Genomic DNA, 19,486 nt, shown 5'->3' on the forward strand with positions numbered 1-19,486 from the left:
ACGGGCCAACTACCCTGACCCGGGGACATCACCCGCTCGGAGGGGGAACGGTGGGCGCGCCCGGTGACATCATCGACGATCGGTTCGAACTGCTCGAACGCCTCGGCGCCGGCGGCATGGGAACCGTCTGGCGGGCGCGGGACGCGGTCCTGGGGCGCGAGGTCGCGCTGAAGGAGGTCCGGGCCTCCTCCCCGACCCTCTCCGCCCAGGGCAGCGCGGTGTCGCGCGAGCGGGTCCTGCGGGAGGCCCGGGCGCTCGCCCGCGTCCGCCATCCCCACGTGGTGACGATCCACCAGATCGTGCAACCCCTTCCAGCGCCCGGTACGGACGAGCTTCCGCAGCCGTGGCTGGTGATGGAACTCGTGCCGGGTCGGACCCTCCAGGACCGGACGGCGGACCGTCCGCTGGCCCCGGCCGAAGCCGCCCGCCTGGGCCGTCAGGTGCTGTCGGCCCTGTGCGCCGCGCATGCCGTCGGCATCCACCACCGGGACGTCAAGCCGGCGAACGTCATGCTGCGCGAGGACGGTTCGGCGGTGCTGACCGACTTCGGCATCGCCGCCCTGCCGGACGCGGGGACGCTCACCCTCACCGGTGAGGTCGTCGGCTCGCCCGAGTACATGGCCCCCGAACGCATCCGCGGCGCCGAGGACGCTCCGGCCGCCGACCTGTGGTCGCTGGGGCTGGTGCTGTACACGGCGGTGGAGGGAACGAGTCCGCTGCGTCGGACGACCACCCTCGCCACGCTCACCGCCGTGCTGGAGGACCCGGTGCCGCCGCCCGCGCGCGCCGGTCACCTGGCCCCGGTGCTCTCCGCGTTGTTGGTCCGTGACCCCGCCGAACGCCCCGACCCGACCCGTTTGGACGCCCTGCTCGCCGAGGTGGAGCGGGGTCGGGAGCCCCAGTGGGCGCAGGCCACCGTCACCGCCCGGCGGCCTGCCGACGTCTCGACGGTGGGCGGCCGGGAGGGGGCGACGGCGGCCCGGCACGAACCCCGCCCCGCCCGACGCTCCCGGGTGCCGCTGGTGGTGGCCACCGTGTCCCTGGGCGTGGCAGTGGCGGCCACCGCGGCCCTGGTGGTCGGCCTGCGCCCGGAGGACGGAGGGCGGCCCGAAGCGGCGGCGCGCCCGTCCGCCACCGCCGACGACGACCGCGTCCCCGCGCAGAACACGGTGCCGCCGCCCCGGACCCCGGCCCCCACCTCACCCCCCTCGCTGGGGTCGGGGCCGGCCGACACCTGGGTGGCGCAGCTCGCCTCGGTCGAGAAGACCCTCGGTGAGCAGGCCCGTGACCGACAGGCGGCCGAGTTGCGGGCCAAGGGGGTCACCGACGTCCGGTTCCTCGACAGCGACGCCTTCGCCTCGCTGCGCCCCGGCTACTGGGTGTTCTACCGGCCGGGCTTCGCCGACGGCCGGGAGGCGGTCGCCTACTGCCGGGAGAAGGGGCTCGTCACCCGGGACACCTGCGTGGGGCGGTACGTCAGCGACCGCACCTCGGACTTCGTCCTCCAGTGCTACCCGACCGACCGGGGCGTCCAACCGGGCAGCCGGTGCACCCGTGACCGAGCGGGGACGGGTCGTCAGTAGCGCAGGGCCCGCTCGACCCGGGTGCGCACCTCACCGGACAGGGTGCGGTTGCTGCGTGCGGTGGCCTCCCCGGTACCGCCGGCGGGCACGTCCGACACGGTGACCGCGACGGTGTCGAGGAGGTTGCCGTTCGCGTCGTCGAAGGTCACCTGCACCACGAAGGACCTCGTGCTCTGGGTGGTGTTGCGGGCGGTGACCCGTACGGTGGTGCGGCCGTCCGCGTCGGTGGCCTGGCCGGCGAGGTCCACCTCGTCGCGGGCGTCCACCCCGTCGGCGATCTCGTCGAACTGCCGCTCGACCGCGGCGCCCGCCGAAGCGGCGGCCTCGGCGGCCCGGGAGGCGAGGTCCGCCCCGGCGGAGGCCGCCTGGGAGACGGTGCTGGACGGTGAGCCCCCGTCCGAACAGCCGGCCGCGCCGCCGAGGACGCACCCGACCAGCAGGGCGGTTCCGATGACGCTCCGTCCGACGTGCCCGTTCACCTGTCGCCTCCCGACCGTGGGGGTGGTCCCGTCCCGTACACGGACAGTGAAGGCGGCGGGGGGTCGCCCCGCACCTCCACGGCCGCCGTACGGGCGAACGGGAGGCCGGCCGGGGCGGCGCGTCAGGGCTTGCGGCCGATTCCCCCGTAGGCGTCGATCCGCGGGTCCCCGTTGCTGCCGGGTTCCGGGCGCCAGCGGGTCACCGGCACGACGCCGGGTTCCAGCACCTCCAAGCCGTCGAAGTAGCCGGTGAGCTCCTCGGCGGACCGCACGTGGTAGGGCACGGCGCCGCTCGCGTTGTACGCCTCGGAGGCCGCGATCATGCCCGGGCTGGTGGCCGTGCTGTCGCAGATCACCAGATGGCTGCCGGAGGGCAGTCCGGCCAGCAGTCTGGTGACCAGGGACCGCGCCTCGTCGTACTCGGTGACGTGGCCGAGGGTGTTGAGGATCATCAGCGCGACCGGCTGGTCGAGGTCCAGCGTGGCCCGGGCCGCCTCCAGGACGGCCTCGGGCCGGTGGAGGTCGGCGTCGAGGTAGTCGGTGCGGCCCTCCTCGGTGCTGGTCAGCAGGGCACGGGCGTGCGTGAGCACCAGCGGGTCGTTGTCGACGTAGACGATCCGGGCCTCGGGGGCGACCCGCTGGGCCACCTCGTGGGTGTTGTTGGCGGTCGGCAGCCCGGTGCCGATGTCGAGGAACTGGCGCATCCCCAGCTCCCCGGCCAGATGGTGCACGGCCCGCTGGAGGAAGTGCCGGCTGGTGCGGGCCACGTCCTCCAGCTCCGGGAAGATGCCCTTGATCTGGTCGCCGATCTGCCGATCGACCTCGTAGTTGTCCTTGCCGCCCACGAAGTAGTTCCAGAAGCGTGCCGAGTGCGGCTTGGTGGTGTCGATCCGCGCACGTATCTCCGCTGCGGCGCGCATCGAATCACGGTCGGGCACGAAGTCCCCCTCCAGGAACGTGAGTCGACCGGTGAGGCGTTCGGCGCCGCCGCGCCGGGTGGGACACCGGCGTTCCACCGATCAAGTGGGCGTACGGGCTTGCGATTTGGCCAGTATGGCACGGTGCCGGGTCGTTCGCCGGTTCCGTGTGCGGGCCGGACCGCCCCCGGCGGGTGCGGATGGCGCCGGTCGGGGGCGTGGCAGGGTGAGGGCATGTCCTCCGCTTCTCCGGGCGGCCGAGCCGCCCCGTTCCGGTTGCACCCCGGCGCGCCGTCCTCGCCGGTGGTCCTGCACGTCCCGCACTCCTCGCGGGCGGTGCCGCCGGACGTCCGCGCGGACCTCCTCCTGGACGACGCGGAACTCGCGCGGGAACTCGACCGCATCACGGACGCGCACACGGCACGGATCGCGGCCCGCGCCGTGGCCGCCGGCGCCACCGCTCCGTGGCGGTTCGTGAACGGGCTGTCCCGGCTGGTGGTGGACCCGGAGCGGTTCCCCGACGAACGCGAGGAGATGGCGGCGGTCGGCATGGGCGCGGTCTACACCCGGACCACCCACCGCGCCGCGCTACGGGCCGAGGGGTTCGACCCGGCGCCGCTCCTCGACCGGTACTTCCACCCGTACGCGGAGGCGATGCGGGCCGCCGTGGCGGACCGGCTCGCCGCCACCGGCCGGGCCGTGATCATCGACGTCCACTCGTACCCGACCGCCGCGCTCCCCTACGAGTTGCACGGCGAGGGGCGGCGTCCGCCGGTCTGTCTGGGCACCGACGCCTTCCACACCCCGGGCGCCCTGACCGCGCTGGCCGGGACGGCTTTCGCGGGATTCGGCGGGTGCGGCCTGAACAGCCCCTTCGCCGGGACGTACGTGCCGATGGCGCACTACGGGCGGGACGCCCGGGTGAGCGCGCTCATGGTGGAGATCCGGCGGGACCTGTACATGACGGAGCCCGGGGGTGCGGCGGGCCCCGGGCTCGATGCGCTGGGCGGTGCGTTGGCCGCGTTGGTCGACGGGGTCCACGCGTGGGTCGCGGCCGGCGGCACTCAACTGCCGGGGGCTACCGGCGGTGCGTAGGAGGTGGGTCCGGGGCTGGTGCGGTCGTTGAAGATGACCCCCGGGGTGGCCGGTGCGTGGTTGAGCACCCACAACCCGGCCAGGGTGGCGAGCGCGAACACCACGGCGATCAGGACCGCGAGCAGCAGTCGGCGCCTTCGCTCGCGGCGCAGCCACGCGCCGCGCACGGTGCGGTAGGCGTCCGGGGCGGGGCGCACCTCGCGCGCCACGGCCTCCAGGGCCTCCCGCAGTCGCCGCTCGGTGTCGGGACCACTCATCTGCGGGCCTCCATGGCCTTGGTGAGGGCGGCGATCCCCCGTGCCGTGTGGGTCTTGACCGAACCCGGCGAGATGCCCATGGCGTCGGCGATCTCCGTCTCCTTCAACCCCATCCAGTGGCGCAGCACGAGTGCTTCGCGCTGACGGGTCGGCAGTTGCCGCACCGCGGCGATGAGCACGCGTTGGTCGTCCTGGAGCAGTGCGTGGTGTTCGGCCGAGGCCACCGGGTCCTTGCCGGGCACCGGGGTCTCGGTGTGCCTGCGCACGGTCTGGAGGTGCCGGATGCGCATCCGGGTGAGGTTGCAGACGACCGACCGCAGGTACGCCTCGGCGCGGTCCGCGTGGCGGAGCCGGCGCCAGCGGCGGTACAGCTGGTAGTACGCCTCCGCGACGATGTTCTCCGGGTCGTCGGCGCCCAGCAGGGTGGCCAGCCGCAGCATGGCGGTGTAGTGCTCCCCGAAGAGTCCGGCCAGGGCGAGGTCCCGGTCGCCGTCCCCGGGGTCGCCGCCGGGCGGCCCCGGTGGGCCGGACGCTGCCGGGCCGGCGGGTGGCACGGCCGGGTCCCTGCCCGTGGGCACCGCGGGCGGCGAAGCCGCGGTGGGGACCTCGACGGCCGGTCCGGGCTCGGCGAGGGTCAGGGCACGGTCGGATCGTCTCGTCCGTCTCATGGGCTAGCTCGCTCCTGTTCCGGGGCGGCGCCTGGAGGCCAGGCCGGGCGGGAGTGCGGTGGTGTCGCTGCCACGGGCGGCGCCGGACCGCTGGAGGACGCAGGTGGCCGCCACGGCGACCACCAGGTTGGGCAGGAGCGCGGCGAGGCCCGCGTAGATCTCCAGGGTGTGTCCGGTGGGGCCGAGCGGCACGACCGGGGAGAAGCCCTGGTCGACCACCAGCCAGGTGCCGAGGACCATGCCGACCGCCCAGCCGGTGAGCAGGGCCCGCGGATGGAGCCGGTTGGTGTACAGGCCCACCGCGACGGCGGGGAAGGTCTGGACGATCCACACGCCGCCGAGGAGTTGCAGGTTGACCGCGGCCTGGTCGCGCAGCCCGAAGACGAAGGCGACGGCCGCCACCTTGGCGATGAGGGAGACCCAACGGGCGATCCGCACTTGGCGTTTGGGGGTCGCGGTGGGGTGGACGTACTCCACGTACACGTTGCGGACGAAGGAGGTCGCCGCGGCGACCGACATCACCGCGGCCGGCACCAGGGCGCCCACGGTGAGGGCGCCGAAGACGAGCCCCGCGACCGGGGGTGGCATCAGCCGGTCCACCAGCAGGGGCACGGCCGCCTCGGCTCCCCCCGCGGTCACCCGGATCCGCTCGGCGGCGGCGGCGAGGCCCAGCAGCCCGAAGAGGGCGAGGACCGCGATCCACGCGGGCAGGGCGAGGGTCACCCGGCGCAGGGTGCCGGGGCTGCGGGCGGCGAAGACGGCGGTCAGCAGGTGCGGGTACATCAGGGCGGAGCAGGCGGAGCCGAGGGCGAGCGAGGCGAAGGCCGCCTGCTGGTGCGGGGCGAGGAGCAGGGCCGTGCTCCCGGTGCCCGGGGTCGGTTCCATGAAGCGGGCGGCCCGCTCGAAGAGTCCTCGCGGACCGCCGAGGTCGGCGAGGACCAGCCACACCGCGAGGACGACCGAAACGAAGACGGCGACCCCCTTCAGAGCGGCGATGACGGTCGGTGCGCGCAGCCCGTACCGGAAGGTGGCGAGGGCCAGCCCGGCGAAGAGGGCCACCATCACGAGGTCGACGGCGGGGTGCTCGGTGTCCACCCCGGTGGCGGCCAGGACGGCGCGGATGCCGAGGAGTTGCAGTGCCAGGTACGGCATGGTCGCGAGGATGCCGGTGAGGGCGACGGCGAGGGCAAGTCCGGGGGAACCGTACCGACCGCGGACGAAGTCGGCGACCGTGACGTACCCGTTGCGGGCGCACACGGCCCACAGGCGGGGCAGCAGCACGAAGGCGAGGGGGCAGGCGATGAGGGTGTAGGGCAGCGCGAAGAAGGCCGCCGCACCGTTGCCGTAGGCGAGTCCGGGCACCGCGGTGAAGGTGTAGGCGGTGAAGAAGGTGCCGCCGATCAGCAGCCAGGACCAACCGGTCCCCAAGCCCCGGTCGGCGAGCGCCCAGCCCTCCAGCGAGGGCAGCCGTCCCGAGGGACGGAAGCGGCGGGCGACGACGGCGAGCGACGAGGAGGCGCCGACGACGGCGAGGAACGCGACGAGCGTGCCGCCTTCCACCATCGTCCCTCGTTCCTGCCGAAATGCCGCACCCGTTCCCGGGAGGGGTGCGGTCGTCGTCGATCCCGGAACGCGGCGGGTCGCTGTGCCCCGGTTCCGTGCCGGCCGGTCCGCCCCTTCGCGTGCGCCGGTCCCCCGTCGCGGCGTTCGAACGATGTGCATGGCGGAAAATCGCGAGGGGAATCCGACCGAGATCCACCGCCGACAGCTGTCAACCGAACCGGGGGTGCCGGCAACTCTTCCACAGACCGACGCGGTACGGGAGCGGGGAACCGGGGGAACGAGGAGGAACCCGTGACAGACGAGGGACGGACGCAGCTTTCCGGCCGGGGCACGGCACGACGGGTCGTGGCGGCTTTCTGTCTCCTCGCTCCGGTCGTCGCATTGGTCTGGGTGCCCTGGTACGCGGGTGCGCAGCCGATGTGGGCGGGCGTGCCGTTCTTCTACTGGTACCAGTTGGCGTGGATCCCGGGATGCGCGGTGGCGTTGTCGATCGCTCACCTGTTGACCAGGGGCAGCCGCGGTTCGCCCGGGTCGTGAGCGACCCCGGGGGCGGACTCGGAGGTCGCATCGGTGGCGGTGCGCGGGGTGTTGTGTGAGTGCTTCACGCACGTTCCGTGAAATCCGTGACCGATGGGCCGGTTGCCCGGTACCCGTACGACTCGTTGTGTTCTCTCCCGCGAACCGAAGGATTCATCGTGTCCGGAACCCTCGCACCGCCGTCCCGGCTCCGCTGGAAATCCGTCTTCATCTGGTCCCTCGTCGCTCTGGCGGGTGCTGTCTCCTGGGGGGTGCTCGCCCTCTCCCGGGGTGAAGAGGTCTCCGCCGTCTGGCTGTTGGCCGCCGCACTCGGCTCCTTCGCGATCGCGTACCGCTTCTACGCGCGGTTCATCGCCCGCAAGGTGCTGCGCCTCGACGACACCCGGGCCACCCCGGCCGAACGCCTCGATGACGGCGTGGACTTCCAACCCACCGACCGCAGAGTGCTGTTGGGGCACCACTTCGCCGCCATCGCGGGCGCCGGGCCGTTGGTCGGCCCGGTGCTCGCCATGCAGATGGGCTATCTGCCGGGGACCCTGTGGATCGTCGCGGGCGTGATCTTCGCGGGGGCGGTGCAGGACATGGTGGTGCTGTTCCTGTCGATGCGACGCGACGGGAAGAGCCTGGGGCAGATGGCCCGGGAACAGTTGGGCCGGGTGGGCGGAACCGCGGCGCTGCTCGCGGTGTTCAGCATCATGATCATTCTGTTGGCGGTGCTGGCACTGGTCGTCGTGGGGGCGTTGGCGGAGTCGCCGTGGGGCACCTTCTCCGTGGCGATGACGATCCCCATCGCCCTGTTCATGGGCCTCTACCTGCACGTCCTGCGGCCGGGGCGGGTGTTGGAGACCAGTGTGATCGGGGTGGCACTGCTCCTGCTCGCGATCGTGGGCGGCGGCTGGATCGAGCACTCCTCCCTCGCGGAGGTCTTCACCCTGAGCCCGACCACGCTCGTCTTCTGTCTGGTGGGCTACGGGTTCGTGGCGTCGGTGCTGCCGGTGTGGATGCTGCTGGCGCCCCGTGACTACCTGTCGACGTTCATGAAGATCGGCACCATCGTGCTGCTGGCGGCCGGTGTGGTGATCGCCGCCCCTCGGTTGCAGGCCGACGCGGTGACGGAGTTCGCCTCCTCGGGGGCCGGACCGGTCTTCGCGGGCTCGCTGTTCCCGTTCCTGTTCATCACCATCGCGTGCGGCGCGCTGTCGGGGTTCCACGCCCTGGTGTCCTCGGGGACGACTCCGAAGCTGATCCAGAAGGAGTCGCAGGTCCGGATGATCGGGTACGGGGCGATGCTGATGGAGGCGTTCGTCGCCGTCATGGCGCTGATCGCCGCGGCGGTGCTCGATCCGGGGTTGTACTACGCGATGAACGCGCCGGCCGGTCTGCTGGGTCCGACCGTGGAGTCCGCCGCGCAGGCGGTCTCCGGCCTGGGCTTCACCATCTCGCCGGAGGAACTCGCCGCAGCCGCCAAGTCGGTGGAGGAGAGCAGCCTGGTCGCCCGCACCGGGGGCGCCCCGACCCTGGCGGTGGGGATGGCGCAGATCTTCTCGGAGGTGGTGGGCGGCGAGGGCATGAAGGCGTTCTGGTACCACTTCGCCATCATGTTCGAGGCCCTGTTCATCCTGACGACCGTGGACGCCGGCACCCGGGTCGGCCGGTTCATGCTCCAGGACATGCTGGGCAACGTGTGGAAGCCCATGGGCCGGGTGAACTGGAAGCCCGGCGCCTGGCTCGCCAGTGCCGCGGTCGTCGCCGGCTGGGGCTACTTCCTGTACGCCGGCGCCACCGACCCCTTGGGCGGGATCAACCAGCTCTTCCCCCTGTTCGGCATCGCCAACCAGTTGCTCGCCGCGGTGGCCCTCACCGTCGCGACGACCCTGCTCGTCACCTCGGGCCGGCTGCGCTGGGCCTGGGTGACCGGGGTGCCGCTCGCCTGGATCGTGACGGTCACCTTCACGGCGAGTTGGCAGAAGGTCTTCTCCGACGACCCCCGGGTCGGCTTCTTCGCCCAGCGCGAGCGGTTCGCCGACGCGATCGACGCCGGGGAGGTGCTGCGGCCCGCCACCTCGATGGACGACATGCACACCGTGGTCACCAACTCCACCGTCGACGGCGTGCTGATCGTGCTGTTCGTGCTCCTGGTGCTCACGGTGATCGGCAATGCCGGCGTGGTGTGCTTCAGGGCGGTCCGCCGTCCCGAACGCGTCGTCTCCACGGAGACCCCGCACGTCCCGTCCGCCATCGTCGCACCGCCGCGCCGCGAGAAGACCCCTGCGGGCACCGGTCCGGCCGCAGGACCGGGGAACGGCTCGTGAGCGCGGGCGGAACCGTCCTGCGGGCCCTGCGCTGGACCCTGTGGTACCTCAGGGAGGTGACCGGGGACTCCGCCTACGAGCAGTACTGCGCCCGGCACCGCGAACGACATCCCGGGGAGCCCGTGCCCACCGCGCGGCAGTACCAACGGCTCCGGGCCGAACGCGGGGAGGCCGCCTCCCCGTCCAGGTGCTGCTGACGACGTCCCCCTCACCCTCACCGCCCCGATCAGTACGGGCGCCGCGCGCCACGCGCGGCGCCCTCCCTCCCCCACAGAGGACGTGTGATGATGCGAAGAAGCACAACGGTGCGCATCCGCCCGGAGTTGGACGACCGCGAGCTGCGCCAAGTGATCACCGACATCCGCCCCATCCCCCCGTTCCCGGCGCTCGGAGTGGACCGCATCCGCCCCGCCTGGCAACCGGTCGCCGACCTGCTGGACGCCACCGGCCCGGACTGGGACCGCCGCACCCATCGGGTGTCGGTGCTCTCCCGCGTGCTGTCCCCGGCCGCTGCGGACCACTGGGTCGACTACGCACCGGACAGCCCGGACGCCGTGGTGATGCAGGCGTGCGTGGAGGCCTTGCGCGCCGCCTCGGGAACGCACCGGGTGGTGGACCGGGCGCAGACCCTCTGCGTGCGGGCCGCGCACGCCCATCCCCGGGACCCCACGCCGCTGATCGCCCTCCTGGACCTGATGCGGGCCTGCCGGGTCCCGTCCCGACGGGCGGCCGCCATCTGGCGGGAGATCATCAGCCGGGACCCGGACAACCGCGCGGCCCATCACGTGGTGCTGCGCTACCTGTCCCCCCGCGGCTACGGTTCGGTGAGCGACATGACCACCTTCGCCTGGCACTCCGCCTCCCGGGCCCCGGTGGGTTCACCGCTGGTGCTGCTGCCGCTGACCGCCCGTGCCGAGCACTTCGCCCACGTCGTCGAGGCCGGCGGCACCAGGGCGCTCGGTGCCCATCGCATCTGGCACGAGAAGGCGGCGGCCAGCGAACTGGAACTCGCCCTGAACAACTGGTTCCACACCTCGGCGCCACCGCACGCCGAGGCCATCTCGGACCTCAACCTCCTGGCGTTCGCGCTGGTCCGGGCGCGTTGGCTGACCGAGGCCACCGAGGTCTTCCAGCGCATCGGGCGGCACATGACGATGTTCCCCTGGGACGCGTTGGAGGATCCGGTGAAGGCCTTCACCTACTGGCGCGACCGAACGGGCGCGGCCTGATCGACCCGTTCCCGGACCATGACGGCGGTGGGACCACGACCCCGCCGCTCCCCCGTCACCGTCCGCGGACCCCACCGGCGACTCGGAACCGCTCCCGCCGACCGGTTCCCCCCACCTCGCCCTCCCGCCGGCGCGAGCGCCGCGACCCGCCCGTGCACGGGTCAGAATCCCCGCCCCGTCCCGCCGTGATCCGGGGCGACAGCCGTGCACCGCCGTGTCAGTGGCCTCTCCTAGGCTCGCGCCATGAGTTCTTCCCTGAGCCTCTACCTGCTCGACGCGACGGCCACCCGCGCCCTGATCGGATGCCGCGACGACCGATTGCTGGACGTGCTGCGCGAGCGCTTCGCCCACGACCTGACCCGCGACGACGAGTACCACCGCGACGCGATCGAGCGGGGCGCCCCGACGGCGGAGGCGGCGCTGCACGCGGTCGTCCACGGCGGACCCTTCAGCAAGGACCGCAGCCATGCCTTCCAGTACGGCTACGCCTACGAGCGGCTGTGCTCGTTCGACGGCGCCTTCCTGCCCAACGACTGGTTCACGCCGCACCGCGGCGACTGGCTGTCCGTCGTCGACCGGGGACTGGGCGCGCTGGGCATCACCGCCGTGTCCGTGGAGTCCTTCGGCCACGGCGGACCGCCCGCTCCGCTGCCGTCCTCCTTCACCCCGGCCTGCGGCGAGTGGACGCCCGACGACATCGCCCGGGCCCTGGAGCAGTACGAGGCCGCCGGGTCGCACCGGACGCCCCCGCAGGATCCGGAGGTCGCACAGGCCGTCGCACAGTGCCTCGGCTGGATGCGGCGCGCGAAGGCGCTGCCCGGCTTCGGCGTGGTCGGCTTCCGGTCCTGATCGAGGACCGGGCGGACGGAAGCCGCTCCGGCCCCGGGACGACGCCCGCCCGAGGGGTGCTCGCCGTGGACGGGTGGGGCCGGGGCGCTCATGCGAACTCCCCTTCGGTCAGCCGGGCCAGGGTGCGCCGCCCCCGTGCGACGATCTCGGCATCTCCCTGCTGGGCGCCCCACACCAGGGCTCCGGCGGCGTCGAGGGCGGCGAAGCAGCGCAGTGCGTGGCGCTCGACGGGGCCGGGCCGCCGGCCGTAGCCGGCCAGGAACGCGGACCGCAGTGCCGGACGGTCGGCCCAGGGGCCGGCGGCCAGGCGGACGAAGTCCTGGACGGCGGGGGCGAACCGAGCCCGCTCGAAGTCGATCCAGGCGGCGCGCCCCGCGGCGGACCACATCAGGTTGCGGGGCTGGGCGTCTCCGTGCACGAAGGCGATCGGCAGCGGCCCGAGGTGCGGGAGCTCCGCCACCAGGGCCCGCAGCAGAGCGCGTTCGCGGCTGCCGACACGGTCCCCGCAGACGTGGAGGAGGCGTTCCAGCCGCTGCGGCGCCCGGTCCAGGACCTCCTGCACCGCCGCCCGGCGTTGGGGCGTCAACTCCCCCGCCGTGTGGATCCGTGCCAGGAGGGCGCCCGCACGCCGGTACGCCTCCCGCTCCTCGGTCGGGGGCAGCCGCAGCTCCCGCAGGGGGTGGCCGGGCACGGCGGTGAGCAGCAGGGCGAGGTGGGCGGGTTCGGAGTCCAGCAACAGCGGAGCGCCCCCCACCGGGACGGCGGGCACGGCGTGGCGGTAGGCGAAGGTCTCGGTGCGGTAGGCGGTGGCGTTGCGGGCGACCTTGACGATGAAGCGGGTGGACCGGTCCGGCCGGGTCAGTTCCCACACCCGGCAGGTGCCCGGTGCCCGCCGGCCGTGGACCTCCCGGACCGTGTCGAAGGCACCGACGGCCCCGCGTGCCCAGGCGTCGATGGTGTCGGGCAGGTGGTTCAGCAGCCGCATGCCCACCGCCCCGGGGCTCGTCGTGGCGACGGGGCGGAGGTCTTCGACGCCCCGTCAAGGGGGCGCGGGAAGCACGCCGCAGGGGCGGTCCGGCAGTCGAACACCACATGACGGCGAAAGGGCGCGGGAACAGGATGCACGGGATCTCCCGATTCGAGGGTGGGGTCTTGACGCAAGCACAACGCACCAGATCACGGGCACGTCACGCTCACTTCCGGACGAATCTTCGATGGAGGGTTCGACGGCGCTTCCCGAGGGCCGGTACGGCACGCTCGCCGACCTGTGACGCGGCGTTCGATTCACTCGGGAGGGTCCCTTCGCCTGTTCGAGGGATGGCCGCGCTGCGGCACGCACGAGGGGTCACCTCCCCGCGGGCTGGGTGAGGCCGGCCTCGGCGACCGGTGGGGGCGGTGGGACCGCGACGCCTTCGCCGGGATCGGCCTCGTCCCCGTGGGTGGCCAGGTGCGAGGTGAGGCCGCCGTCCACCGAGATGGTGGTGCCGGTGATGTACCCGGCCTCGTCCGACACCAGGAAGGCCACCAGGTAGGCGACGTCCTCGGGCACGCCGGCCCGCGGGGTGAGGATGTGCCGGGTGAGCGCGCGCTGTTCCTCGGGGGTGAGGTTGTCCACCAGGGCGGGCGTGAGCACCGGCCCCGGGGCGATGCCCACCGCACGGACCCCCTGCTTCCCGTACTGGGCGGCGATGCTGCGGGTGAGGCCGAGGATCGCCGCCTTGGAGGTGCCGTACAAGGGGCGCACGAACTCGGCGAGGAGCCCCGCCGCGGAACCGGTGTTGATGACGACCCCACCACCGCGCACGATCATGTGCGGTATCGCGTGCTTGGCGGCGAGCATGTAGCCGAGCACGTTCACGCGCAGCACCCGGGCGAACAGTTCGGCGTCGATGTCGGTGATGCGCCGGTCCCGCCCGAGGACGTCCGGGGAAAGCAGGGCCGCGTTGTTGTGCAGGACGTCCAGTCCTCCGAAGGCCGCCACCGTGGTGGCGATCATCGCCCGGACCTGTTCCTCCTCGCCCACGTCCACCACCACCGGGAGGGCGGACAGTCCGCGTGCGGTCAGCGCGACGGCGACGTCGGCCGCGGCGGCCCCGTCGACGTCGGCCACCACGACGCTGGCCCCGCGTTCGGCCAGGACGGTGGCGGTGGCCCGGCCGATACCGGAACCCCCGCCGGTGACGACGGCCACCTTGTGCCCCAGGTTCGACGGACTGGTGGGACTCGACGGGTTCAGCGGGTGCGGAACGTTCTGTTTCGTCATGAGACTTCCTGGTCCGGCGCCGGTGGAGGGCGCTTGGTACGGGTAGGTCACACGAGCGATTTTCTTGTTCGAAAAGGGACTTGTTCGTCGGAACCCCGAGGATGGCCGGCAATGAGCGCTGGCTCCGCGTCGTCACGGCGCGCGGGGGCATCCGGAACACCGGCCCCACCCGCCCCCTTCGGGTCGACCGGTCGCCTCCACGGGCGGGCGGGAGGCGAGGCTACGCCTTGCGCCCGGGGAACGGAAGTTGACCGAAGCCCTTCGTTCCGGTCGGGCCGTGTGCCCGGAACGTGGTGGGGTCCGCGGCCGTGGCGTGTTGCGGGAGTGTTGCAGGCTCGTGGCCACCTGGGAGGCGTACTACCGAACCGGTCCGCCCCCGACTACTTTGCGGTGCGCCGGGTGTTTTGGGTCCTTCTCCCCGAATCCGCGGCAGGGAGGCGGTACGGGTCCGACCCGGTACCGCCTCCGTACCCCTCCCGACCCTCGCACGAAGGAACCGCATGAGCCAGCCCCTCGACTCGGTGGCCGCCGGCCACACCCCCGACGACGCGGTGGAGCCCGGTGCCGGGTGGTCGTTCGAGACGCGCCAGATCCACGCCGGGGCGGAGCCCGACCCGGCGACCGGCGCCCGGGCGGTGCCGATCTACCAGACCACTTCCTTCGTCTTCCGGGACACCCAGCACGCAGCGGACCTCTTCTCGCTCGCGGAGCCCGGGAACATCTACACCCGCATCCACAATCCGACGCAGGACGTCTTCGAGCAGCGGATCGCCTCCCTGGAGGGCGGAGCGGCCGCCGTGGCCCTGGCGTCGGGTCAGGCGGCCGAGACCCTCGCGCTCCTCACCCTCGCCGGTGCCGGCGACCACATCGTGTCCAGCACCTCCCTCTACGGCGGAACCTACAACCTGCTGCGGCACACCCTGCCCCGGTTCGGCATCGAGGTCAGCTTCGTGGACGACCCCGACGACCTGGACGCCTGGCGGGCCGCGATCCGCCCGCACACCAAGGCGCTGTTCGCCGAGAGCCTCGGCAACCCCCGGGGCAACGTGCTGGACGTGCGGGGCGTCGCCGACGTGGCGCACGCGGCGGGCGTGCCGCTGATCGTCGACAACACCCTGGCCACCCCCTTCCTGCTCCGCCCGATCGAGCACGGCGCGGACATCGTGGTGCACTCCGCGACGAAGTTCCTCGGCGGCCACGGCACCACCATCGCGGGCGTCGTGGTGGACGGCGGCACCTTCGACTTCGGCAGCCGCCCCGAGCGCTTCCCCGACTTCGTCGAGCCCGACCCGAGTTACCACGGCCTGCGCTACTGGCCGGACTTGGGCGCGGGGGCCTTCGCGGTGAAGCTGCGGGTGCAGTTGCTGCGCGACATCGGACCCGCGCTCTCCCCGCACTCCGCCTTCCTGTTGCTCCAGGGCGTCGAGACGCTCAGCCTGCGCATCGAACGGCACTCGGCGAACGCGCTCGCCCTCGCGGAGTGGCTGGAACAGCGGGAGGACGTGGCGGCGGTGCACTACCCGGGGCTGGCGTCGAACCGCTGGCACCGGGCGGCGCGGCACTACCTTCCGCGCGGGGCCGGCGCGGTGCTGGCGTTCGAGCTCAAGGACGGGGTGGAGGCGGGCAAGCGGTTCGTCGACGCCGTCTCCCTGTTCAGTCACCTCGCCAACATCGGGGACGTCCGGTCGTTGATCATCCACCCGGCCTCCACCACGCACAGCCAGCTGGATCCCGAGGCGCTGGCCGCCACGGGCACGGCGCCCGGGCTGGTGCGGCTGTCGGTGGGGATCGAGCACGTCGACGACCTCAAGGCCGACCTGGCGGCGGGGTTCCGCGCGGCCAAGGAGGCGTCCTGACCGGGGCACCGCCCCACGCCCCGGCGGGTCCGCTCACCGTCCCCCTCCCGCCGGCCTCCGGGGCCTGGCGGGAGGGGGACCCGCCCGGGGAACGCCGCTGGGTCTCGCTGCTCGCGCCCTTGCGGTTGGAGGCCGGCGGCGAGTTGCCCGGCGTGCGCCTGGCGTACGAGGCCTGGGGCCGGCTCGCCCCCGACGCCTCCAACGCCGTGCTGGTGCTGCACGCCCTGACCGGTGACAGTCACGTCAGCGGCCCCGCGGGGCCGGGTCACCCGACTCCCGGGTGGTGGGACCCGCTCGTGGGTCCCGGCCTGGCCCTGGACACCGATAGGTGGTTCGTGGTGGCGCCGAACGTCCTGGGCGGCTGTCAGGGCAGCACCGGCCCCTCGTCGGTGCGTGCCGACGGCGTGCGCTGGGGCGGCACCTTCCCCTTCCTCACCCCACGTGACCAGGTGGCCGCCGAAGTGGCCCTGGCCGACGCGCTCGGCATCGACCGCTGGGCCCTGGTGGTGGGCGGTTCGATGGGCGGCATGCGGGCGTTGGAATGGGCCGTGGGTCATCCGCAGCGGGTCGCTTCGCTGCTGGTGCTGGCCTGCCCGGCCGCCTCGGACGCCGAGCAGATCGCCTGGTCCCACGTCCAACTCCGGGCGATCCGCGACGACGAGCGGTGGCGGGGCGGCCACTACCACGACGCCCCCGTCGGCGAGGGCCCGCACCGGGGGCTCGGCACCGCCCGCCGACTGGCCCACGTCACCTACCGCACCGGGGCCGAACTGGGCTCCCGGTTCGGGCGGGCGCCCCAGAGCGGCGAGGATCCGTGGCGGGGCGGCCGGTACGCGGTGGAGTCGTACCTGGACCACCACGCCGACAAGCTGGCGCACCGGTTCGACGCGGGCAGCTACGTCACCCTGACCGAGGCGATGAGCAGCCACGACGTGGGGAGGGGACGCGGCGGGACGGCCGTCGCCCTGCGCCGGGTCACCGCCCGGTGCCTGGTCGCCGGCGTGGATTCGGACCGGCTGTACCCGTTGGCCCGACAGCGCGAACTCGCGGCCGGGCTGCCGCACTCCGACGCCCTGCGGGTTCTCGCATCGCCCTACGGGCACGACGGTTTCCTCCTGGAGACCGAGCAGGTGGGCCCGCTGGTGCGTGAGCTGCTCGGAGGAGTCTGACCGCCGCGCCCGGCCGGTGCCTACAGCGTGGCCCCGCCGTGTTTGGCGTAGTTCTCGATCAACCGGGCGCGGGCGCCGGCCAGCCGATGGGCGAGGACCTCGGCGACCGCGCGCAGCAGCACCAGCCCGAGCGCGGGTTCCTCCTCGCACAGGGCCCGCACCTTGGGCGCGTCGAACTCGTAGGCGCGCACCGGGCTGAACGCCTCCGCCCCGAAGTCCCACTCGTGCGGGGGGAACAGCCAGGACCATCCCAGGAGGTCACCGGGGTGCAGGGTCTCCACGACGACCCCGCGCCGGTCGGGCACCCGCAGATCGAGGGCGACCGTGCCGGAGCGGATCACCCACAGCCGGTCCGCGGTTCCGCCCTCTTCGAAGATCCGGGCGTCCTGGGGGAAGGACACCTCCTGGGCCAGGTCCATGAGGCGCTGGCGATGATCGGCGGGCAGCGTCGTGAGCAGCCTCTTCACGGTCGTCATGCCGGGCCTCCTCGTGTGCGGTCGCGCACGTGCCGCCCGCACACGGGGACCTCCCCGCTCGATGGGCGCCGCGCGCGGGGTGCGTGCGATTCTCTTACCCCGATTCATCCCTTTCGTCACTCCTTTGGGGGAGAGAAATCGGCGCCCGGAGCCCTTCCCGCCTCAGATCGACCACGATTCGTCACCCCACGGTCACGCAGGACGTCCGGTGTGGCACAGGGCCTCAGCCGGCGTCCTCCACCGCCCGCAGCGCCAGGTGCTGGAGGAGGGCGAAGCCGCCGACCGTCACGGCCTGGAGCACGGTCCACACCGCCCCCGCCGTCGTGGGCGAGAGCCAGAGGGCCAGGGCCACCGCGCTCAGCAGGGTCCACGCCGCATTGACCTCGACCACGGCGCGCACGCCCGTCCTCCACGGCTCTCCGCGCCTCGCCAACGCCCCCACCCCGAGCCCGTACAGGGCGAGGAAGGCGCCGAGCCCCGTCAGCAGTCCCGAATCGACGCCCAGCAGGCGGCCGAGCGGCCCGGCGGCCGCGAGGTAGGCGAGGCCGTTGGCGCCGGTGACGACGGCGTCGAGGGCGAGGAAGCGCCGCACCACCGCCACCGGTTCGGCGGTGCGGGCGAGGACGGCGAGCGGAAGCGCGACGGACACGGGGAATCACCCTCCAAGGGGGAACGGGCCTGGCAGGCCGGCTCCCGGGGCGGAGTGCGCCGCCCCGGACGCCGGTGGCTCCACCCTGCCCGGGCTTCGGCGGCGGGTCGATGACCTCCGACGTCATGACCCGTCCCACGTCCCGGCCCCACGGCGGGAAGGACCGGCCGCGTTCGGCATCGCATGCCCCCCTTGGGTATCGTCAGGGGTGGGCACCACCACTCGGGGCGCCCTTACCGTGCGATGCCATGAGGACGGACCACGTGCGAGCGAGCCGGACCCTGCGGGCGGCGGGTGCCTGGGGGCACCTCCTGCTCGTGACGGTGCTGGTGCTCGGCGTGTTCATGATGCACACGGTGGGCCACCCGGACACCCCGTCCGACAACGCCTCCGGTGCCCGGACCGGGCACGCGGCAGCCGTCTCGACGCCCGGGACCGCCGTGGTCGCGTCCGTTGCGGCGTTCCCGGCGGCGGACGCCGGGAACGCCCCGTCGGGCCACGGGGAAGACTCCTCGCACGGCTCCGGCGCGGCGATGGACCTGATCTCCCTGTGCGTGGCGGTGCTCGGCGCCTTCGTCCTCCTGGCGCTGCTACGGGCTGCGCTGCACGGTCGGCGCGAGTGGCTCGTCCGGCTCCGCGCGGGCGCCCTGCGCACGCTCCTGCCGCTGCCCCCGCCGCGCGGCCCCGACCTCGCACAGCTGTCGATCCTGCGGATTTAGGCCGACGTCACCACGGGCCCGCGCGCTGCCCTCGCAGCGCGGCGCGTCCGTGCCCCCGTCTGCCCTCCGTCGACACCGACAGCTTCCAGAGGTTGTGACATGACTGCCTTCACGCGCGCTCAGCGCCGTACCCCCGCCCGCCGTTTCGCCCTCGCCGCCGCCGTCGCGGCCGCGAGCCTCGTGCTCGCCGCGTGCGGCAGCGACGACGACATGGACGGCATGGACCACGGCGGCAAGGGCTCCGCCCCGGCCAGTGCCAGTGCCTCCACCGCACCCACCGCGCCCACCGGCGAGAACCCGGCGCCGGGCGCCTTCAACGACGCGGACGTGATGTTCGCGCAGATGATGATCCCCCATCACGAGCAGGCCCTCCAGATGTCCGCGCTCGCTCCCGGGCGGGTGAAGGACTCCGAGGTCAAGGAGCTCACCGAGGCGATCTCCGAGGCTCAGGACCCCGAGATCCAGAAGATGAGGTCCTGGCTCGGGGCGTGGGGCAAGCCCGAGTCCGCGGAGGACGCCGGCGGCCATGCCGGGCACTCGGGCGGCTCGGGGGAGATGTCCGGAATGATGACGGACGAGGAGATGGCGTCCCTCAAGGACGCCGAGGGCACCGCCTTCGACAAGAAGTTCGCCGAGCTGATGATCGCCCATCACGAGGGTGCGGTCGAGATGGCCGAGGACGAGTTGAAGAACGGCAGGAACGCGACGGCCAAGGCGCTCGCCGATGACGTGGTGAAGGCCCAGACCGACGAGATCGACCAGCTGAAGAAGATCCTCGACCGGCTCTGAGCCGTGACGGGACGGGCCCGGGGCACCCGGGTGCCCCCGGGCCCGGCCCCCCCCCCCCCCCCCCCGCCCGCGCACC

General features: G+C 73.3%; 20 protein-coding genes. 11 read left to right on the forward strand and 9 right to left on the reverse strand.

Annotation, left to right across the window (positions count from 1 at the left end; translation table 11 throughout):
- The first annotated feature begins 50 nt into the window (after nt 1-50).
- The gene (locus tag ABT092_RS24975; RefSeq protein WP_351247551.1) at nt 51-1,583 is read left to right on the forward strand and encodes a serine/threonine-protein kinase; all 1,533 of its coding nucleotides are present in this window, start codon (nt 51-53) and stop codon (nt 1,581-1,583) included.
- Here the strand turns inward: ABT092_RS24975 and ABT092_RS24980 are convergent.
- Both ABT092_RS24980 and ABT092_RS24985 read right to left on the reverse strand, forming a co-directional pair.
- Nucleotides 1,577-2,062 (reverse strand): FxLYD domain-containing protein, encoded by a 486-nt coding sequence (locus ABT092_RS24980; RefSeq protein WP_351247553.1) that lies wholly within the window; start codon nt 2,060-2,062, stop codon nt 1,577-1,579. The two genes, ABT092_RS24975 and ABT092_RS24980, sit on opposite strands and share 7 nt — an antisense overlap.
- 122 nt (nt 2,063-2,184) lie before the next feature.
- Nucleotides 2,185-2,982, reverse strand: a complete 798-nt coding sequence (locus ABT092_RS24985; RefSeq protein ID WP_351247593.1) for an SAM-dependent methyltransferase — start codon at nt 2,980-2,982, stop codon at nt 2,185-2,187.
- Between the two features lie 231 nt (nt 2,983-3,213).
- Between ABT092_RS24985 and ABT092_RS24990 the strand changes: the two genes are divergently transcribed.
- Nucleotides 3,214-4,074: an N-formylglutamate amidohydrolase gene (locus ABT092_RS24990; protein WP_351247555.1), complete on the forward strand. Its 861-nt coding sequence runs from the start codon at nt 3,214-3,216 to the stop codon at nt 4,072-4,074.
- Here the strand turns inward: ABT092_RS24990 and ABT092_RS24995 are convergent.
- From ABT092_RS24995 to ABT092_RS25005, 3 genes are read right to left on the reverse strand one after another with little or no spacing between them, the layout of a single operon-like run.
- The gene (locus tag ABT092_RS24995) at nt 4,044-4,331 is read right to left on the reverse strand and encodes a hypothetical protein (protein ID WP_351247557.1); all 288 of its coding nucleotides are present in this window, start codon (nt 4,329-4,331) and stop codon (nt 4,044-4,046) included. The two genes, ABT092_RS24990 and ABT092_RS24995, sit on opposite strands and share 31 nt — an antisense overlap.
- Nucleotides 4,328-4,999, reverse strand: coding sequence for a sigma-70 family RNA polymerase sigma factor (locus ABT092_RS25000; RefSeq protein WP_351247559.1), 672 nt, complete (start codon nt 4,997-4,999; stop codon nt 4,328-4,330). The genes ABT092_RS24995 and ABT092_RS25000 overlap by 4 nt, the downstream gene beginning before the upstream one ends.
- Before the next feature lie 3 nt (nt 5,000-5,002).
- A complete protein-coding gene (locus tag ABT092_RS25005; RefSeq protein ID WP_351247561.1) occupies nt 5,003-6,562 on the reverse strand; it encodes a sodium:solute symporter family protein in 1,560 nt (519 codons plus the stop codon).
- Nucleotides 6,563-6,853: 291 nt separating this feature from the next.
- On the opposite strand from ABT092_RS25005, the gene ABT092_RS25010 reads away from it, so the two are divergent.
- The 5 genes from ABT092_RS25010 (at nt 6,854) to ABT092_RS25030 (ending at nt 11,489) form a co-directional block, all read left to right on the forward strand.
- Nucleotides 6,854-7,099 (forward strand): DUF3311 domain-containing protein, encoded by a 246-nt coding sequence (locus ABT092_RS25010; RefSeq protein ID WP_351247563.1) that lies wholly within the window; start codon nt 6,854-6,856, stop codon nt 7,097-7,099.
- A 158-nt stretch (nt 7,100-7,257) separates the two neighbouring features.
- Nucleotides 7,258-9,411 carry a carbon starvation CstA family protein gene (locus tag ABT092_RS25015; RefSeq protein ID WP_351247565.1) on the forward strand — a complete coding sequence of 718 codons (2,154 nt, stop codon included), beginning with the start codon at nt 7,258-7,260 and terminating at the stop codon, nt 9,409-9,411.
- Nucleotides 9,408-9,608, forward strand: coding sequence for a YbdD/YjiX family protein (locus ABT092_RS25020; RefSeq protein ID WP_351247567.1), 201 nt, complete (start codon nt 9,408-9,410; stop codon nt 9,606-9,608). Before ABT092_RS25015 ends, ABT092_RS25020 begins: the two co-directional genes overlap by 4 nt.
- Before the next feature lie 108 nt (nt 9,609-9,716).
- Nucleotides 9,717-10,640 carry a hypothetical protein gene (locus ABT092_RS25025; protein WP_351247569.1) on the forward strand — a complete coding sequence of 308 codons (924 nt, stop codon included), beginning with the start codon at nt 9,717-9,719 and terminating at the stop codon, nt 10,638-10,640.
- A 243-nt stretch (nt 10,641-10,883) separates the two neighbouring features.
- Nucleotides 10,884-11,489: a DUF7691 family protein gene (locus ABT092_RS25030; protein ID WP_351247571.1), complete on the forward strand. Its 606-nt coding sequence runs from the start codon at nt 10,884-10,886 to the stop codon at nt 11,487-11,489.
- A gap of 88 nt (nt 11,490-11,577) precedes the next feature.
- Here ABT092_RS25030 and ABT092_RS25035 read toward each other — a convergent pair whose 3' ends face one another.
- A complete protein-coding gene (locus tag ABT092_RS25035; protein ID WP_351247573.1) occupies nt 11,578-12,474 on the reverse strand; it encodes a phosphotransferase enzyme family protein in 897 nt (298 codons plus the stop codon).
- A 360-nt stretch (nt 12,475-12,834) separates the two neighbouring features.
- The gene (locus tag ABT092_RS25040) at nt 12,835-13,752 is read right to left on the reverse strand and encodes an SDR family NAD(P)-dependent oxidoreductase (protein ID WP_351247575.1); all 918 of its coding nucleotides are present in this window, start codon (nt 13,750-13,752) and stop codon (nt 12,835-12,837) included.
- A gap of 500 nt (nt 13,753-14,252) precedes the next feature.
- Between ABT092_RS25040 and ABT092_RS25045 the strand changes: the two genes are divergently transcribed.
- On the forward strand, nt 14,253-15,608 hold the full coding sequence (locus ABT092_RS25045) for a bifunctional o-acetylhomoserine/o-acetylserine sulfhydrylase (protein ID WP_351247577.1): 1,356 nt from the start codon (nt 14,253-14,255) through the stop codon (nt 15,606-15,608).
- Nucleotides 15,605-16,777, forward strand: a complete 1,173-nt coding sequence (metX, locus tag ABT092_RS25050) for a homoserine O-acetyltransferase MetX (RefSeq protein ID WP_351247595.1) — start codon at nt 15,605-15,607, stop codon at nt 16,775-16,777. The genes ABT092_RS25045 and metX overlap by 4 nt, the downstream gene beginning before the upstream one ends.
- Nucleotides 16,778-16,797: 20 nt before the next feature.
- Here the strand turns inward: metX and ABT092_RS25055 are convergent, their stop codons facing one another.
- On the reverse strand, nt 16,798-17,253 hold the full coding sequence (locus tag ABT092_RS25055) for a cyclic nucleotide-binding domain-containing protein (RefSeq protein WP_351247579.1): 456 nt from the start codon (nt 17,251-17,253) through the stop codon (nt 16,798-16,800).
- 223 nt (nt 17,254-17,476) lie between these two features.
- A complete protein-coding gene (locus ABT092_RS25060; RefSeq protein WP_351247581.1) occupies nt 17,477-17,902 on the reverse strand; it encodes a hypothetical protein in 426 nt (141 codons plus the stop codon).
- A gap of 248 nt (nt 17,903-18,150) precedes the next feature.
- On the opposite strand from ABT092_RS25060, the gene ABT092_RS25065 reads away from it, so the two are divergent.
- Together ABT092_RS25065 and ABT092_RS25070 are read left to right on the forward strand one after the other, a co-directional pair.
- Nucleotides 18,151-18,621, forward strand: coding sequence for a DUF6153 family protein (locus tag ABT092_RS25065; protein WP_351247583.1), 471 nt, complete (start codon nt 18,151-18,153; stop codon nt 18,619-18,621).
- A gap of 99 nt (nt 18,622-18,720) precedes the next feature.
- Entirely contained in the window at nt 18,721-19,410 is a 690-nt protein-coding gene (locus ABT092_RS25070) for a DUF305 domain-containing protein (protein ID WP_351247585.1), read from the forward strand.
- Nucleotides 19,411-19,486: the final 76 nt, after the last annotated feature.

The organism is Streptomyces sp. NPDC002490 (genome assembly GCF_040296045.1).
In the GTDB taxonomy this organism is placed as follows: Bacteria; Actinomycetota; Actinomycetes; order Streptomycetales; family Streptomycetaceae; genus Streptomyces.